The organism is Treponema sp. OMZ 855, assembly GCF_024181145.1.
Classification (GTDB): domain Bacteria; phylum Spirochaetota; class Spirochaetia; order Treponematales; family Treponemataceae; genus Treponema.
In genome coordinates this window covers 489,396-509,564 of record NZ_CP051194.1, presented here as the reverse complement: position 1 = coordinate 509,564, position 20,169 = coordinate 489,396, and the positions used below count along the sequence as shown (strand labels likewise).

12 protein-coding genes are annotated in these 20,169 nt (G+C 46.2%); 10 read left to right on the top strand and 2 right to left on the bottom strand.

The window, feature by feature from the left end; genetic code table 11:
• Nucleotides 1-284 precede the first annotated feature (284 nt).
• Entirely contained in the window at nt 285-2,525 is a 2,241-nt protein-coding gene (gene pflB / locus E4N65_RS02430) for a formate C-acetyltransferase (protein ID WP_044013611.1), read from the bottom strand.
• A 311-nt stretch (nt 2,526-2,836) separates the two neighbouring features.
• Between pflB and serS the strand changes: the two genes are divergently transcribed.
• From serS to fusA, 4 genes are all read left to right on the top strand, one after another.
• Complete coding sequence (serS, locus tag E4N65_RS02425) at nt 2,837-4,111, top strand: serine--tRNA ligase (RefSeq protein ID WP_044013613.1); 1,275 nt, start codon at nt 2,837-2,839, stop codon at nt 4,109-4,111.
• A gap of 79 nt (nt 4,112-4,190) precedes the next feature.
• Nucleotides 4,191-4,589, top strand: a complete 399-nt coding sequence (gene secG, locus E4N65_RS02420) for a preprotein translocase subunit SecG (RefSeq protein ID WP_044013615.1) — start codon at nt 4,191-4,193, stop codon at nt 4,587-4,589.
• A gap of 122 nt (nt 4,590-4,711) precedes the next feature.
• The gene (locus E4N65_RS02415) at nt 4,712-7,729 is read left to right on the top strand and encodes a ligand-binding sensor domain-containing protein (protein ID WP_044013618.1); all 3,018 of its coding nucleotides are present in this window, start codon (nt 4,712-4,714) and stop codon (nt 7,727-7,729) included.
• A gap of 61 nt (nt 7,730-7,790) precedes the next feature.
• Nucleotides 7,791-9,854, top strand: coding sequence for an elongation factor G (gene fusA, locus E4N65_RS02410; RefSeq protein ID WP_253673912.1), 2,064 nt, complete (start codon nt 7,791-7,793; stop codon nt 9,852-9,854).
• 16 nt (nt 9,855-9,870) lie between these two features.
• Here the strand turns inward: fusA and E4N65_RS02405 are convergent, their stop codons facing one another.
• On the bottom strand, nt 9,871-10,950 hold the full coding sequence (locus E4N65_RS02405) for a 6-phosphofructokinase (protein ID WP_253673911.1): 1,080 nt from the start codon (nt 10,948-10,950) through the stop codon (nt 9,871-9,873).
• 174 nt (nt 10,951-11,124) lie between these two features.
• Here E4N65_RS02405 and hisS point away from each other — a divergent pair, with 174 nt between their 5' ends.
• The 6 genes from hisS (at nt 11,125) to E4N65_RS02375 (ending at nt 20,135) form a co-directional block, all read left to right on the top strand.
• Entirely contained in the window at nt 11,125-12,498 is a 1,374-nt protein-coding gene (gene hisS / locus E4N65_RS02400) for a histidine--tRNA ligase (protein ID WP_253673910.1), read from the top strand.
• Nucleotides 12,495-14,900: a 30S ribosomal protein S1 gene (rpsA, locus tag E4N65_RS02395; protein WP_253673909.1), complete on the top strand. Its 2,406-nt coding sequence runs from the start codon at nt 12,495-12,497 to the stop codon at nt 14,898-14,900. Before hisS ends, rpsA begins: the two co-directional genes overlap by 4 nt.
• Nucleotides 14,901-14,920: 20 nt before the next feature.
• Complete coding sequence (locus E4N65_RS02390; protein WP_253673908.1) at nt 14,921-16,405, top strand: sigma 54-interacting transcriptional regulator; 1,485 nt, start codon at nt 14,921-14,923, stop codon at nt 16,403-16,405.
• Nucleotides 16,406-16,576: 171 nt separating this feature from the next.
• The gene (locus tag E4N65_RS02385; RefSeq protein ID WP_253673906.1) at nt 16,577-17,248 is read left to right on the top strand and encodes a tetratricopeptide repeat protein; all 672 of its coding nucleotides are present in this window, start codon (nt 16,577-16,579) and stop codon (nt 17,246-17,248) included.
• 88 nt (nt 17,249-17,336) lie between these two features.
• Nucleotides 17,337-17,972, top strand: a complete 636-nt coding sequence (locus E4N65_RS02380) for a hypothetical protein (RefSeq protein ID WP_235619756.1) — start codon at nt 17,337-17,339, stop codon at nt 17,970-17,972.
• 69 nt (nt 17,973-18,041) lie between these two features.
• Nucleotides 18,042-20,135 (top strand): methyl-accepting chemotaxis protein, encoded by a 2,094-nt coding sequence (locus tag E4N65_RS02375; RefSeq protein ID WP_253673904.1) that lies wholly within the window; start codon nt 18,042-18,044, stop codon nt 20,133-20,135.
• The last annotated feature ends 34 nt before the right edge of the window (nt 20,136-20,169 follow it).

Below are 20,169 nucleotides of genomic sequence, written 5' to 3'. Positions count from 1 at the left end.
ATGTACACTTTTAATGATACGACGCAGTAGATGCTCCCCTATCCGTAAGCCTTTTGAAATAGACGATGCAGATGCTAGGAGCGTACAAAAAACACCCGCAGGCCTACTTGTTGTACGTCGAGGACTGTTTTTTGTTAAGCGACAACGCAGATGCCCCCTATCCGTAAGCCTTTTGAAATAGACGATGCAGATACAAGGAATACGGTAAAAAAGTACCGCAGGCGTATCTTTGATACGTTGAGGACACTTTTTTACCGTATGACGCCGTAGATGCGTCGTATATTTCAAAAGGACTGGTTGATGGTACGCGAAAGCACATCCAACTGCTGCTCTCGCGTCAGCTTCACGAAGTTTACCGCATAACCGGAAACGCGGATGGTCAACTGCGGATATTTTTCGGGATTTTCCATTGCATCTTCCAACAGCGCCCTGTCGAACACGTTGACATTCAGGTGCTGTCCGCCTTCCGGAGTAAAGTAACCCCTCAGCAGATAGGTCAAATTATCTACACGGTTATTTGTTTCTTTACCCAACGCATTCGGCGCGATTGCAAAGGTGTACGAAATACCGTCACCGATATCTTCAAACGGCAGCTTGGCAACTGAAGCAAGCGAAGCAATCGCTCCGTTGGTGTCGCGCCCGTTCATCGGGTTTGCGCCCGGAGAGAACGGTTCATACGCACAGCGTCCGCACGGTGTTGCACCGGTTTTCTTTCCATATACGACGTTCGAGGTAATCGTCAATACCGACTGCGTTGCTTTTGCATGGCGGTAGGTTTCGTGGCGGCGCAGGTAGTTCATAAACTTACGTGCAACCATAACCGCAAGCTGATCCGTCGCATCATTGTCGTTACCGTAGGGAACATATTCGCCTTCACGTTTAAAATCAACCGCGAGCCCGTCCTCATTGCGGATAACCTTTACCTTGGTGTCGCGGATTGCTGCAAGCGAATCTGCAACAATTGCAAGGCCTGCAATACCGGTAGCCTGAATGCGTTCAACATCCGCATCGTGCAAGGCAAGCTCAAACGCTTCGTATGAATATTTGTCGTGCATATAGTGAATGATTTTCAGCGCATTCATATACACACCGGCAAGCCATTTCATCATCTGCTCGAACCGTTCCATCACCTCGTCATAGTCGAGATATTCCGATGTGATCGGGCTGAACATCGGTGCTACTTGTACGCCGGACTTTTCATCACGTCCACCGTTGATGGCATACAGCAAACACTTGGGCAGGTTTGCTCGTGCACCGAACAGCTGCATTTGCTTACCGATCTTCATCGGAGAAACACAACACGCGATACCGTAATCATCACCGAAGTCGGGGCGCATCAGATCATCATTTTCATATTGAATGGAAGAAGTCTGAATTGAAACCTTTGCACAGAATTTATTCCAATTTTCCGGCGCATGGTTAGACCACAGCACGGTCATGTTCGGTTCCGGAGCCGGGCCCAGGTTGTACAGTGTGTGCAGATAGCGGAACGAAGTTTTGGTAACAAGCGGACGTCCGTCAACGCCCATACCGCCGAGCGCTTCGGTAACCCACGTGGGGTCTCCGGAGAACAGCTCATTGTATTCCGGCGTGCGGAGGAAGCGGATAATGCGCAGCTTAATAATAAACTGATCGATAAGCTCTTGTGCTTCCATTTCGGTGAGCTTTCCTTCTGCGATATCCCGTTCGATAAAGATATCCAAGAACGTGGAGGTACGCCCAATCGACATGGCCGCTCCGTCTTGATCTTTTGTAGCGGCAAGGAATGCAAAGTATACCCACTGTACCGCCTCCCGCGCATTTTCAGCAGGACGCTTTACATCAAAGCCGTAGCTTTCGCACATCCGGACAAAGGCCTCCAGCGCTTTTATTTGGTCGCTGATTTCTTCGCGGTAGCGGATATCCGATTCGCTTAATTCATTTACATCAAGCTGCTGCATCGCTTCTTTGCGTTCCTGTATCAAGTTGTCAACGCCGTACAGTGCGACACGGCGGTAGTCTCCGATAATACGTCCCCGTCCGTAGGCATCGGGCAAACCGGTGATAATGCCCGACTTGCGCACTGCACGCATCTCATCGGTATAGACGGAAAAAACGCCGTCGTTATGCGTCTTCCGGTACTTGGTAAAGATTTCTTTGGTGAGCGGGTCAAGTTCATATCCGTAGGCTTTCAGCGCATTCTCGACAACGTGCCAACCACCCTTAACGTAGATACCGCGTTTGAGCGGAACATCCGTCTGCAAACCGACAATAACTTCATCATCTTTTAAGATGTACCCTGCACCGTAAGCATCGATCCCTTGAGGCTTTTTGGTTTCAGCGTCATATACGCCCCGTTTTGTCTCTTCTTTAAACATTTCCGTGAGTTTATTCCACACACGCAATGTTTTCTCCGTAGCAGGAGTCAAAAAGCCGTCATCTCCCGTATAGGGAGTATAGTTATTTTGGATGAAGTCGCGTACATCGATACCGGTGCGCCAACAATCACCCTTAAATGAAGAAAAATAGTCAGACCACTTATTCATGGTGTAACTCCTTATGTTGTGATATCCCTTACTTCAAACTATGAGTTTTGTTGCAAGGAGCTTACATATTAGAGAAAAAAATATATTAAAGCAAGCACTTTATAGCAAAAAATAATAAAACGCTTGCAAAAAGTACCGGAACTGCATAGAATACCGGAGTAACTTCAGCAGCCACAATAAGGCTGCCTCGTTATCCGTCGAGTTTCGGCAAAGCTGAAACATCGCTTATTAAACATGTGCGCTTTCCGCGCACTAATTCAACAGTTTCCAAAATGCACATTTTATTCAACTGTTGAATTTTAAGGAATGCTATGCTTGACTATCGATTTATCAAAAATAATTTGGAAGCGGTTAAACAAAATATTATTAACCGCGCTATGCATGCCGATGCAGAGGCTGCCGTCCGCCTCTTTGACGAACGGACTGAGATGGTAACTGCGCTGCAAGGGTTACAGGCAAAACGGAATGAAAACTCTCTTGCAATGAAAAAAGCAAAGGATGCTGCAGAGCGTAACGCGCTTATCGAAACCGGTAAGGCGATTAAAGCTGAAATTGCGGCTGCAGAAACAGCATTAAAAGAAAAAGAAGCGGCACTTGATGCTGCAATGATGCAGATTCCGAACATGGCGCACCCTGATGCTCCTGTCGGCAAAGAAGATACGGAAAACTGCGAAGTAAAACAGGTTGGTACCGTTCCTCAGTTTGATTTTGAGCCGAAAGACCATGTCCAGCTTGCGGAAGCACTCGATTTAATCGACTTTGATGCCGCAACAAAGGTTTCCGGCGTAAAATTCTACTATCTTAAAAATGAAGCGGTATTCCTGGAGCAAGCGCTGGTATTGTACGGTCTGAATATCCTTCGCAAACACGGCTTTACTCCGTTTATTACCCCGGATGTCGCAAAAGAAGAAATTCTCCGTGGTATCGGCTTTAATCCGCGCGGAAGCGAATCAAATGTCTATACTATAGAAGATGAAGGCACCTGCCTTGTCGCCACGGCGGAAATTACCCTCGGCGGATATCACTCGGACGAAATACTTGAAAAAGCAAAGCTCCCGTTGATGTATTGCGGCCTTTCGCACTGCTTCCGGCGCGAAGCGGGAGCGGCAGGTCAGTTCTCTAAGGGACTGTACCGTGTGCATCAGTTCACCAAGTTGGAGATGTTCGTATACTGCACCCCCGAAGAATCCGATGCAATCCACGAAAAACTCCGCCTTATCGAAGAGGAAATCTTCACCGGTTTAGGCATTGCGTTCCGCGTTGTCGATACCTGCACCGGCGACCTCGGTGCTCCCGCCTACCGTAAATGGGACCTGGAAGCATGGATGCCCGGACGCAACGGCGGGGAATGGGGAGAAGTTACCTCTACCTCGAACTGTACCGACTATCAGGCACGCCGCCTCAATGTACGGTTTAAAGACGATGACGGAAAAAATAAATACGTGCACATGCTGAACGGTACGGCAATTGCCGTATCCCGCGCGCTTGTCGCTATTATCGAAAACTACCAGCAGAAGGACGGCAGTATCAAAATCCCTGAAGCGCTGGTTCCCTATTGCGGTTTTGATGTCATCAAAAAGAGATAAGGCTGTCAAAAATAATGCTTGCATAACCCTGTAAATATTTATATAATAGAGGGCAATTTACTAAATTTCTGGAGTATTTATGAGCGGAGTAAGTATCGCGTTATTGGTATTTTTCATTATAGTTGCATTTTTGATTGTCGGACTGGTATTATTACAGAATGAAGAAGGCGACAGCTTAGGTGGCCTTTTTTCAGGCGGATCGAATTCGGCGTTTGGTTCGCGTTCCGGTAACGTACTGACAAGAGCAACCTATACACTGATAACGCTCTTTTTTGTTGTTACGTTTTTCCTTGCATGGCTGAATAAAAGCCCCGGTGACTCCGGTTTGCAGCAGGATGCTCAAATTCAGCAAGCGGAAACGGCAACCGAATGGTGGAAAGAGACATCATCCGATGCTAATGGAGCCGGCAATACGGAGAATACCGAAACGGCGCCTCAATCTTCCGAGGAAACTGCTGCCGAAAATACATCTCATTAAGCAGTACCCTCGTATTTAATAACTGTTGCTTGAAATATGCATTCAAATAAGTTGCAGCGAGATGAATATATCGCTATTTCATTCTAGGATTATTCCTCTATAGAAGGGGTGTACGAGCAGGCATGAAATATTTTATTACATTCGTTAGCATACTTTTTTTAATGGCCGGTCTGGTATTTTGTACGGATTTAACACCGCTCTCATTTTATACCGAACCGGCTTTATTCCCCTTTAATGCAGTAGTAGGTATTGTAGAAGACAGTCATGAGTGTCTGTACTTTGCTACCCATTCGGGACTCATTAAATATAACGGAATTACCACCCAAAAATATGAGCATCTCCCTTTTGATAATACGACCATGCGTTCAAGTCAGATTCAAACCATGTATATGGACACTGATGATGTGCTGTGGCTCGGTACCTATAACGGATTAGAGCGTTTCGATATCAAAAGCGGCACGATCAATCATTTTCCTGTCAGCGATGATGTGATTACAGCGATTTTCCGCGATTCAAAACGGCACCTATGGGTAGGAACGATCAATGGATTATACTTTTGCCGTGACGGAAGCTGTAAAAACTTTATTCCTTTTAATAACCATCAATATAATTCTTTTATCGGGAACAATACCATCAGATCAATCAGCGAAGATTCCCGCGGCATCATCTACGCCTCAACGTATGACGGGGTATGGCAATACAATGAATCGGAAGGGTCTTTTGAACCGTGCAGTCTTATACCTGAAGGATGCCCCGGAAAAAACGGTGTTGTATACCACTTTATAGAAGATACCAACGGCGTATACTGGCTTTCCGTCTGGGGTGTAGGGCTTGTCCGTATTACGCCCGGCAAAAACAGTTATGAAGTATATTCGCTGCCGGATGCACGGATATATACGCTCTATAATAATTTTATCACCAATGAGTACATTGCCGCAGGAACGTGGGGCGGCGGTATATACATCATCAATAAAAGAACAAAGGAAGTCATTCCATATAAAGCCAATCCGAATATGGTGGGGTCTTTAACCAATAATGTCATATATTCATTCTTTATCAATAAATATAATATGTTGTTTGTCGGAACGGCGGATGCGCTAAACATAGCAGATTTAAGCCGCCAGTCGGGCGACATCGCAGTACCGCTCTATACCGAAACTGCCGGAAACAACAAGAAATTATCGCATCTTGATGACACTATTGCCTGTTTAGCCTCCAGTGATAACTGCATTTGGGCGGCTTCAAATAATATCCTTGTACGCTATAACTTTAATGAGCGTGAGCCGGAAGAGTTTCCGGTCACAATGGGGAAAAATGAGGTGAACGGCGCGATCATTTATTCCATCAGCGTTGTAAACGATACGAAAGCCTGGATCGGTACCAACAAAGGTTTATTTTTCTTTGATTCAACTACTGCTTCATTTACGCCTATTTCATTATATAACAACAGAATATCCGATACCTCAAGTTTTTTAGTACACTCTCTCTATCAAGATTCAGATGATACTCTCTGGATAGGCACGTATGGTGCAGGTCTTATCCATTTTTCCCCAGAAAACGGTATTCTAGAGCAGTATCGTCATTCCGATGCCCCGCGCTCGTTAAGTAACGACATTGTCTTTTTTATCAATCGGGACAGCCGCGGTACACTGTGGATTGGAACAAATAAAGGCTTATGCCGGTACATTCCCGAAACAGAGGATTTTACTTCATATTTATATAATGTAAATAAACCGACGGGAATTTCCTCCAACCGTGTCGATTCTTTTTGCGAAGATTTGGAGGGGACACTATGGTTTGGTACAAACGATGGCGGTATCTGCCGCTTTGACCCCAAAACAGAACTCTTCCATACCTATACAAAGGATGTCGGCCTCTCCTCCAATCAGATCATCGGCATAACCGATGCGGATGACGGCTTTTTATGGATAGCGGGACTCAAATATTTAAATTTATTCGATATAGCACACGAAACAGCCCAAGCATATAATATCGCCAACATACGCCAATATGGTTATTTTTCCTGCCCCCCTATCGCTTTAAAAAATAAAGGATTATTTTTCTTTGGTACCGATAAGGGAATATTAAAGATATCTCAAGAAAAGCTCTATGCCTTCCGGCTTCAATTTGTACCTATTAAAATACGGGCACTTACCGCAGACGGACAACCGGTTAATCTTTATACAAAAAAACAGCCGCTCACATTCGACTACAAAACCAATGATATTAAAATTTCATTTGCAGCGCCCTACTCTTCCCGGCACAAAAAGCCGGTTTACGCATATAAATTAACCGGTATTGATAAAGACTGGATCGTTTCATCAGACCGAAACTATGTACGATATACACACTTACCACCCGGATCGTATACGTTCTCAGTAAAAAATGCAGCCGAGGGGAAGAATATCGTACACGACAGTATCTCGTTCACGATACGGCAAAGTTTCCTTATCTCCCCCGTTATGATTTGGTTTTATATCGTAGTAGTCTCGATTATGGTTTTCTTAGCCTACAAAATCCATAAGCTCTATTGGTTGCAGCGGTATGCAGATCTGCTTGAAGAAAAACAGCTGGTATTGATACAAGACAACTTTACTCTTAAAGAGCTTTCCCTGCTCGATCACTTAACCGGAATAGGCAACCGTCGGTATATCGATATGCTCGGCTTAAAAATATGGCAAATGGCGATGGAGCATAAGACATCGATAGCAGTCATGATGTTCGATATCGACTTCTTTAAAAATTATAACGACCGCTTCGGTCATCAGGCAGGTGATGAACTGCTGCATTTAATCGGCGCTGATTTAAAAAAGCGCATTAGAACGGAAACAGACTTAATAGGTCGATACGGCGGTGAAGAATTTTTGATTGTAATGTATAATTTGCTTCCCGAAAAAGCGATGCATATTGCGGAAGGAATCCGAAAAACGATAGCAACAATGCATGAGCGGCACGCTAAAGAGATGGTAGGAGAAGCAACTATCAGTATCGGAGTTTTTGCAGGAGAACCTACCGAAAAAGACACCTTTGAACACATGATCCATAAAGCGGACTGTGCGCTCTACCGTGCAAAACAGACCGGAAGAAATAAAGTGGTATTTTACGACACAACAATGGAACAGCTAATCAGCTGTAACTAATGTACCGGTTAATTTTAAAATAGATTTATCGGCACTTCTCAATAGTAACAAGGAGCAGCGCGTGCTTAACACTATGCGAAATATCGGCATTATGGCGCATATCGATGCCGGAAAAACAACAACAACCGAACGTATTCTTTTTTATACCGGAAAAATTCACCGTATCGGAGAAATTGATGACGGAGCGGCGGCAATGGACTGGATGCAGCAGGAACAAGATCGGGGTATCACCATTCAAAGTGCTGCAACGACAACCTATTGGCGTGATCATCAAATCAATATTATCGACACACCCGGACACGTTGACTTTACCGCCGAGGTAGAACGCTCACTGCGCGTACTCGACGGCGCGGTTGCCGTACTCTGTGCGGTAGGCTGGGTGCAACCGCAGACGGAAACGGTGTGGCGGCAGGCGGATCACTACCACGTACCGCGCATCTGTTTTGTAAACAAGATGGATAGAATCGGCGCCGATTTTTTTGCGGCGATGGAGGATGTCAAAGAGAAATTCGGCTGCACGGTAATGCCGCTTGAAATTCCCATCGGCAGTGCAGAAAGTTTTGAAGGCGTTATCGACCTTATAACAATGGAAGAAATCCGCTGGGATGCGGAAACCGAAGGGGAAAAATTCACCCGCAGCCCGCTTTCCGACCAATACCGTGCGGAGGCGGAAAAATACCGCGAAAAAATGCTGGATGTTGTTTCCGCCTACTCCGATACGGTAACGGAGTTGATGCTTGAAGGAGAACCCATTCCGGCAGACTTGATTAAAAAAGAAATCCGTACCGCGGTACTCAAACGGCAGTATATTCCGTTTTTGTGCGGATCTTCACGGCGCAATACCGGTATTCAGCCGCTCATCGATGCTATCGTAGACTATCTCCCTGCTCCCGATGAAGTTGCACCTGCCGAAGGAATTCAGCTGAAAAAAGAAACGCCTGTTTCCGTTCCCTGCAAAAGCGACGGCGTGCCGCTCGGCTTGGTCTTTAAGATTCAATATGACCGAGAAGCGGGCGCGCTCTGTTATGTCCGCATGTATTCGGGAAAAATAAAGGCAGGCGATCAGGTATATAATGTTGGCAAGAAAAAACGTGAGCGGATCGGCCGTATCCTGCGGATGCACTCCAATAAGTCCGAACCGATGGACAGCGTGGAAGCGGGCGATATTGCCGTATTTGTCGGGCTCAAATTGGCGCAAACGGGCGACACACTCGGCAGCGAGGGAATGCCGATACTCCTTGAATCAATGCAGTTCCCCGAACCCGTTATCTCCGTAGCCATCGAGCCGAAAAGTCTTTCGGAAAGCGATAAACTAAAAGAAACCCTCGCGATTCTATCACGGGAAGATCCTACCTTTATAAGCCGTGAAGATGCGGAAACAGGGCAGCTGATTATCTCAGGTATGGGTGAGCTGCACTTAGATGTTCTTACAACCCGTATGCTGCAGGACTTTAAGGTGGAAGCCCGTATCGGCAAGCCTCAGGTAACCTACCGTGAATCCGTCACTCAAACGGTAGAACACACCGAACGGTTCAGCAAGGTGCTCGCCGGCAAAGAACAGACAGCACAGCTCACACTCCGTGTAGAGCCGCTTGAACGAGGTTCGGGGAATAGCTTTAAGAACACGGTTAAGGTTTCTACGGGAGGCACTCCGCAGGCGCATGCCCTCCCTGAAGATATTATCGAGGCGGTGGAACACGCGATTCGCGGCGCCTTTAATTCCGGTATTCAATACGGCTATCCGTGCGTAGACATCGGCGTAACCCTCATCGATGCCGAATACGACGAGCTGACTGCAACAACCTTTGCGTTTGAAGCCGCCGCTGCGATGGGCTTTGACGAGGCGTGCCGAAAAGCCGCCCCCGAACTGCTTGAGCCGGTAATGAATGTCGATATCCTCTGTCCTAAGGAATTTGTCGGAGATGCGATGAGTCAGATGACACAGCGGGGCGGCATGGTACTCGGCATGGATTCAAAACCGAATATCGATGTTGTACATGCACAGGCGCCGATGGCAAAACTCTTCGGCTTTTCCACCGATTTACGCTCCGTTACGCAGGGCCGCGCCTCTTTTACGATGAGCTTTAGCCATTTTGAAATTAAAAAAGGCGGTCTCGGCGGTTAATCGCATAGCCGGTCAGTTAACCGGCAAAACAGGTGCCGACATCCCACGCAGCACGGATCATCGGGTGGTCTTCCGGTACTTTTTTAACCTTATCGGCGACCTTACTGAGCGGTACGGCAGTGATAACACCCTGTTGCAGAGCTGTCATAACACCGTACCGTTCCTCCGCGGCGAACTCCGCCGCAACGGCGCCGAAGCGCGTTGCCAATATACGGTCATAACCTGAAGGAGTACCGCCGCGCTGTAAATAGCCGAGCACCGTCACCCGTGCATCGGCGCCGGTCGCCGCTTCTATCTCCCCTGCAACCCGATAGCCGATTGAACCGACCATAGCTTTACGTGATTCTTTTAACGCTTTTTTGTTCATATCCTTTTCGCTAAACGATACGGCGCCTTCGGCAACTGCAACAACTGAAAAGTTTTTTCCTTTTCTACGGCGTTCCTGTAAGTGCTCGGCTATTGCTTCAATCCGGTAGGGGATTTCCGGGATGATAATGACATCACTGCCTCCGGCAATACCCGCGTAGAGCGCAAGCCACCCCGCCTTATGCCCCATAATTTCTATCACCATAATACGGTTATGGCTTGCCGCCGTTGTATGCAGCCGGTCGATCGCATCCGTTGCAATATCAAGCGCGGTGTGGAAGCCGAAGCTCATATCATTATGCACAATATCGTTGTCGATGGTTTTCGGAATACCGATGATGTTCAGCCCTTCATCTACGAGCATATCGGCAGTAGTCTGCGACCCATTACCGCCAAGAACGGCAAGACAGTCTAAATGTAAGTCTTTGTAATTTTTTTTAATACAATCAACCGCCCCGCTGCCGTCCGCATTACGCCAACCGCGGTCTTTAAACGGTTTTTCACGGGAAGCCCCCAAAATAGTCCCGCCGCGCGCGAGAATGCCGGAAAGATCTTGCTCCGTCAATATATGGTATTTATTTTCGATGAGGCCGCGGTATCCTTGCTCAATACCGACCACTTCCATTCCGTAACGGTTCATCGCTGTCCGAGCTAAAGCTCTGATCGCGGCGTTTAAGCCGGGAGCATCGCCCCCCGATGTTAAAATGCCGAGGCGTTTATGTGTAGTCATGTTAAAAGAATACCCTGCTTTCTCCGCTTATGCAAGCGAAAAAATCCGGGCAAACGCATCAGATTGTTTTTTAATAGCCCGCAGAATAATTGGGGCTGCTCAACCTTTCCTTTTGAAAACAGGCGGTGTGGAATTACACTGGTAACAAACGGAAAGTTTGAGTATACTGAAAAAATGAGTGAATTGATACAACCGAAAGTTCTTAAAGGATTTAGAGATTTTTTGCCGCATGACGAAATACGGCGGGCTCTTTTAATCGAAACCGTTACCAATGTATTTAGAAATGCAGGGTTTGTGCCCATCGACACCCCCGCTTTGGAATATTCCGAAGTGCTGTTGCGCAAAAGCAATGGGGAAACCGAAAAGCAAGTGTTCCGTTTTAACGATAACGGCGGACGCGACATTGCGCTCCGTTTTGACCTGACAGTCCCCTTTGCCCGCTTTATTGCGGAGCACTACAGTGAATTATATTTTCCATTTAAGCGATATCATATTGCAAAAGTCTGGCGCGGCGAAAAACCGCAGGCGGGACGTTACCGCGAATTTATTCAATGTGATTTTGACAGCGTCGGTTCGGACTGCGCCTATACCGATTTTGAAATCCTGAAAGTTATGTATAGCGCTCTCAGAGCGCTCGACGTTACAAACTTCCGTATTCATATTTCGCACCGCGGCATATTCAACCGGTTTTTGGACAGGCTGGAGCTAAAGGATAAAAGCGAAGACATCCTCCGCATTGTCGATAAATTAGCAAAAATCGGCAAAGAAGCAGTAATCGAACAACTCGCAGAAATTGCCGGAGCTGAAAAAGCTGAAAAAATCGTGCAATACAGCAGCGGCCTTGCGGCAGGCAGCGATTTTGAAACAATCCTTGCGCACATAGAAGCGCTTGCAGGAGGGGCAGCCCCCGATACCGGCCGCTTACGGGACGTATATCAGCTCCTATGCGACGCAGGTATCGCGGACAGCTTTGTGCTTGACCCCTCCATTACTCGCGGCCTTGACTACTACACCGGCATTGTGTACGAAACCTTTTTAACCGACCTTCCGCAGCTCGGCTCAGTTTGTTCCGGCGGCCGCTACGACAATTTAACGGGACTCTACATGAAGGATACGGTGAGCGGGGTCGGCGCTTCGATCGGACTTGACCGTCTCCTCGCAGGATTGGAGCAGCTCGGTATCGGATCCAAAGAGGCCGGTTTTATCGACGCAATCGTATTTTACGAGAAAGGTAACGCCATCCGCCTGAACAGTGCAGCGGCGACTTATCTGGAACAATGCGGCTGCCGTGTAGAAGTATTCCCCGAACCTAAAAAGATACAGCAGCAGTACGGCTATGCCGAAAAGAAAGGCATCGACTGGGGGCTTTTTATCGAGCCGCTGCCGGAAGGTTCCGATAGCAACAGCGAAGCTGACAGCGTCTCCGTTTCTTCGGCATCGCAGAACTGCGCCGAAATGCCGGTGCGCCTTAAACACCTGCCGACCCGGACGGAAACCACCCTATTATTAAAAGATGTTCCGGCAGCTCTGAAAGGCGGTAAAAAATGATTATTGCGATAGACGGCCCTGCAGGTTCGGGCAAAAGTACCGTTGCTAAGATGATTGCGGCGGATTTGGGCTTCACCTTTATGAACACCGGCAGCTTTTACCGTGCGCTTACCCTCGCGGTGCTCCGCTCATTAGGCGGGGATGAAAGCGGCGCCGGCGCAGAAAAACCGGATTTGGAAAACGAAGTAAAGTGGACGGATTTTGCAAAAACCGTATCGCTTGAATACAAGCAGGACGGAATGTATTTAGACGGATCCTGTGTGGAAGCATATCTCCGCAGCGATGCCGTGGAATCGGTTGTTGCAGCTCTCTCCGCGATTGTGCCTATTCGGCACCTCATCAACAACAAGATTCGCGCCGCTGCAGCAAAACTGAACATCGTCTGCGAAGGCCGGGATATGACCACCGTGGTATTTCCTGATGCCAAATGCAAGGTCTACCTCGATGCTTCCGCCGAGGCACGGGCACGGCGACGATTCGGACAAGGTACCAGCAATCTCTCGGAAGCCGAAATACTCAAGAGCATTGAAGAGCGGGATACTATCGACCGGAATAAAAAAGAAGGCAGTCTAAAAATTGCTGAAGATGCCTTCTATTTAGATACATCGGACTTGACCATAATGCAGGTTTGTGAGAAAATAAAAGACAAAATACACGATAAAGGGTTATTTATGGAACAAAAGGAAGTGGCAATGGATGCAGTTACAAATTCCGATCAGAGCATCCAAACACAATTACCAGAGGAGTATTTGAATTTTGAATCTCCTGAAGTCGGAACATTAAAAGAAGGCCGTATTATCGCGATAACCGATGATTCGGTTTTTATTGACGTTGGCGGTAAATCGGAAGGACGTGTCGCACGCGAAGAATTTACTGAAGAACCTCAGATCGGCGATACCGTACAGGTATACATCGAAAAGACCGAGGCAACTGACGGTAAGCTGATTATTTCCAAAGAAAAAGCAGACCGTAATATTTTACGCAAAGATTTGCAAAATGCATATCGGAATAAAACTCCGGTAACAGGCGTCATCAAAAAGCTTGTAAACAAAAGCGGATATGATGTCGATCTCGGTGCAAACATGATTGCATTTCTGCCGATCAGTCAGGCTGCTGCACAGAAAGTAGACAAGCCGGAATCCCTGTTAGGCGAAAAGGGATCTTTCTATATTGAAAAGATGGTCTTTGACCGCAAGGGAAACAGAGACAATATTGTAGTTAATAGAAGAAAATATCTTGAAGATACGTTGGAAAAAAATCGCGAGGCATTTTTTGAAAATACCAATATCGGTGACGTTGTAAAAGGTAGCGTAAAAAGCTTTACCAGCTTTGGAGCATTTATCGATCTCGGCGGCTTTGACGGTTTGCTCCATATCAACGATATGAGCTGGGGCCATGTTACCCGGCCGAAAGATTTCGTTAAAAAAGGTCAAGAAATCGATCTAAAAGTTATCAGACTTGATCCGGCTGAAAAGCGCATCAATCTTTCATTAAAGCATTTTACACCTGATCCGTGGCTTGAATTTGAAGATAAATTCCAAGTAAACGATATCGTAAAAGGTCATGTTACAAAGATTACCGATTTCGGCGCTTTTGTAGAATTATCGGAAGGTATCGAAGGCCTTGTACACATCAGCGAATTCAGCTGGGTAAAAAAGGTAAGCAAGCCGAGCGATATGGTTAAAATCGGCGATGAAGTTGAATGTATGATCCTCGGCTATGATATTCAAGCTGGACGGGTCTCGCTCGGCTTAAAGCAGGTAACGGCAAATCCGTGGGACAATATCGGCGAGCGGTATCCTGTGGGCACCCGCTTAACCCGTAAAGTAGTTAAACTGACCAACGCCGGTGCGTTTATTGAGCTTGAAGAAGGAATCGACGGATTCTTGCATGTCGATGATCTTTCGTGGACAAAACGGGTACGCCATCCGAACAGCGAGCTTGAAGCAGGTCAAGACCTTGAAGTAATCGTTATCGAATGCAATCCGGCAGAACACCGCGTCCGCCTCGGCGTAAAGCAGTTAAGCGATGATCCGTGGAAGACCTTTGCAGAGGCATATAAACCCGGTTCGACCGTCGAAGGCGAAGTTACCTCGGTAACGGACTTTGGTATATTCGTAAAAGTACCCGGTGATATCGAAGGCCTTATTCACAAGCAAAATCTTGTAGAAAACCGCGAAGATAATCCCGACGAAGTATTAAAGAAATACGCTGTCGGCGATAAAGTAAAAGCAGCTGTTCTTGACGTTAACGTTAAGGATAAGAAAACGGCTTTTTCAATTCGCGACTATAAGAAGCGCCTTCAACAAGAAGAACTCTCACGCTATATGTCCACCAAACAAGAAGACGGCGAGGGAGCCTTTACGTTGGGCGATCTTATGAAGAATAAAGCATCGGAATAGTTTTGCTGTGAGAGCAGCGTATGTATATCTCAGGCCGTATTTTACCCGAAAGATTAGCTGCTCTCATCAACACCCCCTTATTCACCCGCGGAGCTTCGGCTTCGGGTGATACCTTGCTCGAAATAATTCTCCGTTCGAGTATGCAAGCAGTGGATAGTACCGCTGCTTCTCTTTTTTTAGCGGACAAAACGCTGGAAAAGACTCAAACGGTTGCGTATATATGCGATGATACCTTTTATTGCTTGCACGCAAAAAAAGAGTTACCGGCAGCAGCGGCGTGGGTGTTACGGCAAAATGAACCGTTAAGAATGAATGCTCCCGATGCGGAAAGCCGTTTTACCTCCAACGGTATGGACGGAACACCTTATTCGGCATCGGGGTTTATCGCAGTACCGCTGTGTGTAGAGGATTCACGTATCGGTGTCCTTCAAGCAGTGGGAAAAAAAGACGGAGGGAATTTTTCAGAGTCCGATCTTTCGTTATTGAACCTTGTAGCCGGATACGCTGCACCGGTTTACCGTACTTCATGCGCATATCAGGTTTACGAGGATGCTGTAAAGCAGAGGGAGCAAAGAGCAGAATATATAACGAAAGAAACACCTTTTATAGCGTCCAGTCCGGTAATGCGGGAGAAATTTGAGCTCTGCAAACAGCTTGCATTCTCCGACATACCGGTACTCATTATAGGTGAAAACGGGGTAGGAAAAGCATCGGTTGCAAAGCAGCTGCATATTCACAGCCGCCGTGCGGATCATCCCTTTATTCGTGTGAACTGTACCGAACCGGCAGAACAGCTGCTTGCGCACCGCTTATTCGGCGGTGCTGCGGACGGTACGTCCGTTACCGATGCCTCCGATAAAAGCTGTTTTCAACAAGCCGAAGGCGGTACCTTGTTCCTTGATGAGGCGGCGGCCATTCCGCTTTCACTGCAAAAGAGGCTTTTAGACAGGATTTTACAGCTTGAACAAAGCGGCGGGAACATACGGTTGATAGCCTCAACCTCCCGCGACCTTGAACGCTTAACCCGCGAAGGAGATTTTCTGTCGGAACTGTACGGTAAATTAAACGTACTGCCCCTGTATATACCGCCATTACGGCAGCGCAAAGAAGACATCGAAGCGCTTGCGCAGTTTTTTTTGCGTCAGGCAGCACAGGAAATGCGCAAACCCTTTACCGGTTTTTCGGCGGATGCTCAAGAGGCGTTACAGCAAGCGGAATGGAAGGAAAATATACGGGAACTAAAAAACAGCGTAGAATACGGATGCTTAAACGGATGTCCGCCGCTCGTTACCGCTGAATATTTATTTCCCCCTTCTGCGGCTGCGGTACTAACCGGAGAGACCGGTGGACTTAAAACCGCGACAGATGTATTTAAACGGACATATATCCGAACAGTACTGGAGAAAACCGGCGGCAATCAAACGGCAGCAGCTTCGATACTGAAAATTCAAAGGACATATCTTTCACGGTTGATGAAAGAGCTAAACATAAAGGAGAACCTCTAAAAACTTCAGTTTTTTAGAGGTTTACCTTAGATTTATTTTGCGATGTTTCAATTTAAGTCATTACAGTAAAAAGACTTAAATTGAAACTCATTATCAGCTTTGCTGATGAGGCATCTTCTAAAAATCTAACCAAGTTTTTAGAGATGCCCAAAGGATTAATGGGAGACCTATATGGCAGAACAAAACGACCAGACGCTTTCTTTTTCGGAACGCTGCGGACAATTTTTAACTCAGAATCGGAAACTGATTGTCATTATACTGGGAGCAATCTGTGCGGTTGCCGCAATCGCTTTGATTGCATCATCACTCACTACACGCGCGGCGAAAAAGGCATCCGTAGAAACGGAGACAATAATCTCCGAATGGACGGATTTACGGGATAAAAACGCCGAAGATATGACGGCTAAAGAAGATGCACTTGCCGAAAAACTTGAAAAGCAAGCCGCAGCAAACGGCCACTCATACTCCGCATTTAGAGCCTACACAACCCTCGGCGAAATCTACGTACTGCGCAAGGATTGGGAAAAAGCACTCGCCTCTTACCAAAAGGCAGGAGAGGCTCTTCCGAAAGCGTATACTGCCGGTATCGCCTATTTTAATGCAGCAGTCTGCGCCGATGAATTGCAGCAGCATGATAAAGCTTTGGAACTGTATACCTTGTCGGCAGCCTCAGACGACTTTCCGCTGAAGCCGCGAGCATTGTTTAACATCGGACGGCTTGAAGAAACCCTCGCTCATCCGGACAAAGCGATTGAAGCATATACCAAACTTACGGAATCATATCCCGATAATGATTGGACACTGCTTGCAAAATCGCGGATTATTGCACTTTCCATCAATTAGCGGGAAAACACTATAAGGGGCTATGCAGCTGTTGCGGCTTTTATACCAACGATATACTTTTCTTTTTTGTTGTCTCTGCAGTCTGTTTATGACAACCTGCGGTATTCCGAACTTGACCTATCTTGAAAAGCCGCATTCAGTACGTGAGAACAGTAATAGTGAAGATTTAAGTCAGCGGTACTGTCAATTCAAGACCGCTGATACGGCAAATAGTGCTGTGACAGGCTTTCAAGGAACCGAAATTTACTATCGAATCTATGCACGGAAGGATGACTGCGAAAACGACCGCAGTCAAATCGACAAGTATAATGATGATAACCCGTTCGAAGCGGCAAGGTATTTGGAAGAAACAAAGAAATACTATCGCTTAGAGACAAATCTGATATCAACACGTCCATTGATTGATAAACATTCTGCAGATGTTACTGTCCGCTTCCGCTTACAAGACTACGGTTCATCTCCTAGCGATCCAGCAAAGCTTATTGTAAACTCAGTTCAAAAAGGAATCCCACAGAGAAATACTAGAATCTCTCCTACCAGACGTGCATTTAATAAAGACAATATCGCCGTAGGCGATAACGATGTACAGGCCGCCAGCTCGAGCGGAACGGAAATATACTGGTGCGTGAACTTTTATGCTGTCAGCTATGGATACACACCAGCACTTACTCCGCTCTACAGTGAATTAAAATCCCTCGGATATATTTTAATAGAAAAAAATTAGTAAAACACTCAATAAGCGGCTCTATTTTAACGATATATAAAATATACGATTAAAGTAGAAGGGATAGTTATGCTCAAAAGATTTCCGCTCAAAGCACGTTTATCAATTACTTTCGGTTTATTATTTGCCGTTTCAATGACAGTCATTAATGTTATTTCTATCAGCAGCTCCCGTATCGCACTTATGCAGCAAGCGGCATCGCATCTAGTAACAGTAGCACAAAATCAAGCGGCAATATTTGAGCAAACATATATTGAAAAATTTAGAACACAAATGGAAACATTAGCACGAGGCTCCGTAATTTCAAATACGGATATTCCTCTGTCTGAAAAAATAGAAATTTTAAAAAATGAGGCGGAAATAGCGAAGAAAGACGGATGCTTACGTATGCTCGTAACCGACACCCAAGGAAATGCGTATAGGACAGATGGTACAATGGCAAACGTTAAAAGCCTTGAATGGTTCCAAAAGAGCATACAAGGGGAATTTTTCATTAGTACGCCGTACTCTTCCTTTAAAGACGGCTCGTTGGTCTGTACGGTAGCAGCGCCCATCTACGGAAAACACAAAACGATCATAGGCACAATCGCAACCGTATATGACGGCTTAAAAATATATGAAACAATACGGAATGTAAAAATCGGAGAAACCGGCGAGGTTTATATCCTTGATAAAGACGGCACTACTGTTGCCGACCATGACCTCGAGCTCATTTATTCGCAAGAAAATTCCTACGTAAAATCTCAATCGGATAAAAGCCTTGAAAGTGTCGGAAATTTTGAACATACCGCCGTTCAATCGACAACTTCCGGTTCCGGCTCTTATGAATATAAAGGCGCGGTAAAAGATGCTGCATACGCAAAGATCCCGACAACGGGCTGGACACTTATTGCAACGGATTATCGTCAAAAATACATGGGCGCCATTAGACTTATCATTATTATCGATACGATATTGGTCATCTTGGTGGTTTGTATTATTTATGCAGTCTCACTCGGACTTTCACGATCGCTGCAGAAGACAGCGGATGCGCTCAAAGAAATAGCACAGGGAACGGGAGACTTAACGGTCTCGCTGCCTGTTAAGGGAAAAGACGAGCTTACCGATATAGCACAGTACTTTAACGAAACAATCGGAAAGATAGCCGGAGCTATCCGTTCCATAGAAGCAAATACAGCTGATATGGAGGTCACGGGTACCAATCTTGCAGATAATATGCTTGAAACCGCAAGTGCAATACGGCAAATTACGGCAACAACAGAAACGGTAAAAGAGAAGATGATCAACCAAGCGGCAAGTGTTACCGAAACGGCGGCAACCGTTGAAGAGATTATCAGAACAATCAAGCAATTGAATAGCAGCATCGAAACGCAAGCAGGCAGCGTCGCACAATCTTCGTCTTCAATAGAGCAGATGGTTGCAAATATTGCTTCGATCGGGCAAACACTCGGAAAAACCGATCAAATTATTAAAAACTTTGTTTCCGCCACGGGTGACGGAAAGGCAGCCTTGGTAACTTCCAATACGGTAACACAGAAGATTTCCGAAGAATCCGGTTCTTTAATGGAAGCCTCTAACGTTATTCAGCATATTGCCTCACAAACCAACCTGCTTGCAATGAACGCAGCTATCGAGGCGGCTCATGCGGGAGAAGCAGGAAAAGGCTTTGCCGTTGTCGCCGATGAAATCCGTAAACTTTCCGAAGACTCTGCAATACAAGGAAAGACAATTACGGTAACGCTTAAATCTTTAACTGCGGAAATTGAAACACTGTCAGCTTCATCTAAAATCGTAGAAGAAAAATTCAACTTAATTTTTGGATTGGCGGAACAAGTAAAATCGATGAGTGATCTTTTAACCGCTGCAATAAGAGAACAGGAACACGGCAGCAAAGAGATATTATCGGCTATTAAAAACATCAATACCGTAACAATGGAAGTGCAATCCGGCTCTGAAGAAATGTTGAAAGGCGGAGAAGGTGCAGCACACGAAATGCATACACTTGACGAATTAACGCGCACTATCACCGACAGCATGAACGAGATGGCATCGGGCGCCATACAGATCAATAATGCCGTACAAGAAGTCAATATGATGACGCAGAAGAACCGAGAAAGTATCGAAAAACTGGCAAATGAAGTGGGAAAATTTAAGATCAATTAGGGGTTTAACCTAAGAATCCGCCGTGGCTCAAAAG

Coding starts and splice junctions, on each gene's coding strand:
- pflB (WP_044013611.1), bottom strand. CDS start 2,525: ATGAATAAGTGGTCTGACTATTTTTCTTCATTTAAGGGTGATTGTTGG.
- serS (WP_044013613.1), top strand. CDS start 2,837: ATGCTTGACTATCGATTTATCAAAAATAATTTGGAAGCGGTTAAACAA.
- secG (WP_044013615.1), top strand. CDS start 4,191: ATGAGCGGAGTAAGTATCGCGTTATTGGTATTTTTCATTATAGTTGCA.
- E4N65_RS02415 (WP_044013618.1), top strand. CDS start 4,712: ATGAAATATTTTATTACATTCGTTAGCATACTTTTTTTAATGGCCGGT.
- E4N65_RS02405 (WP_253673911.1), bottom strand. CDS start 10,950: ATGACTACACATAAACGCCTCGGCATTTTAACATCGGGGGGCGATGCT.
- hisS (WP_253673910.1), top strand. CDS start 11,125: ATGAGTGAATTGATACAACCGAAAGTTCTTAAAGGATTTAGAGATTTT.
- rpsA (WP_253673909.1), top strand. CDS start 12,495: ATGATTATTGCGATAGACGGCCCTGCAGGTTCGGGCAAAAGTACCGTT.
- E4N65_RS02390 (WP_253673908.1), top strand. CDS start 14,921: ATGTATATCTCAGGCCGTATTTTACCCGAAAGATTAGCTGCTCTCATC.
- E4N65_RS02385 (WP_253673906.1), top strand. CDS start 16,577: ATGGCAGAACAAAACGACCAGACGCTTTCTTTTTCGGAACGCTGCGGA.
- E4N65_RS02380 (WP_235619756.1), top strand. CDS start 17,337: ATGACAACCTGCGGTATTCCGAACTTGACCTATCTTGAAAAGCCGCAT.
- E4N65_RS02375 (WP_253673904.1), top strand. CDS start 18,042: ATGCTCAAAAGATTTCCGCTCAAAGCACGTTTATCAATTACTTTCGGT.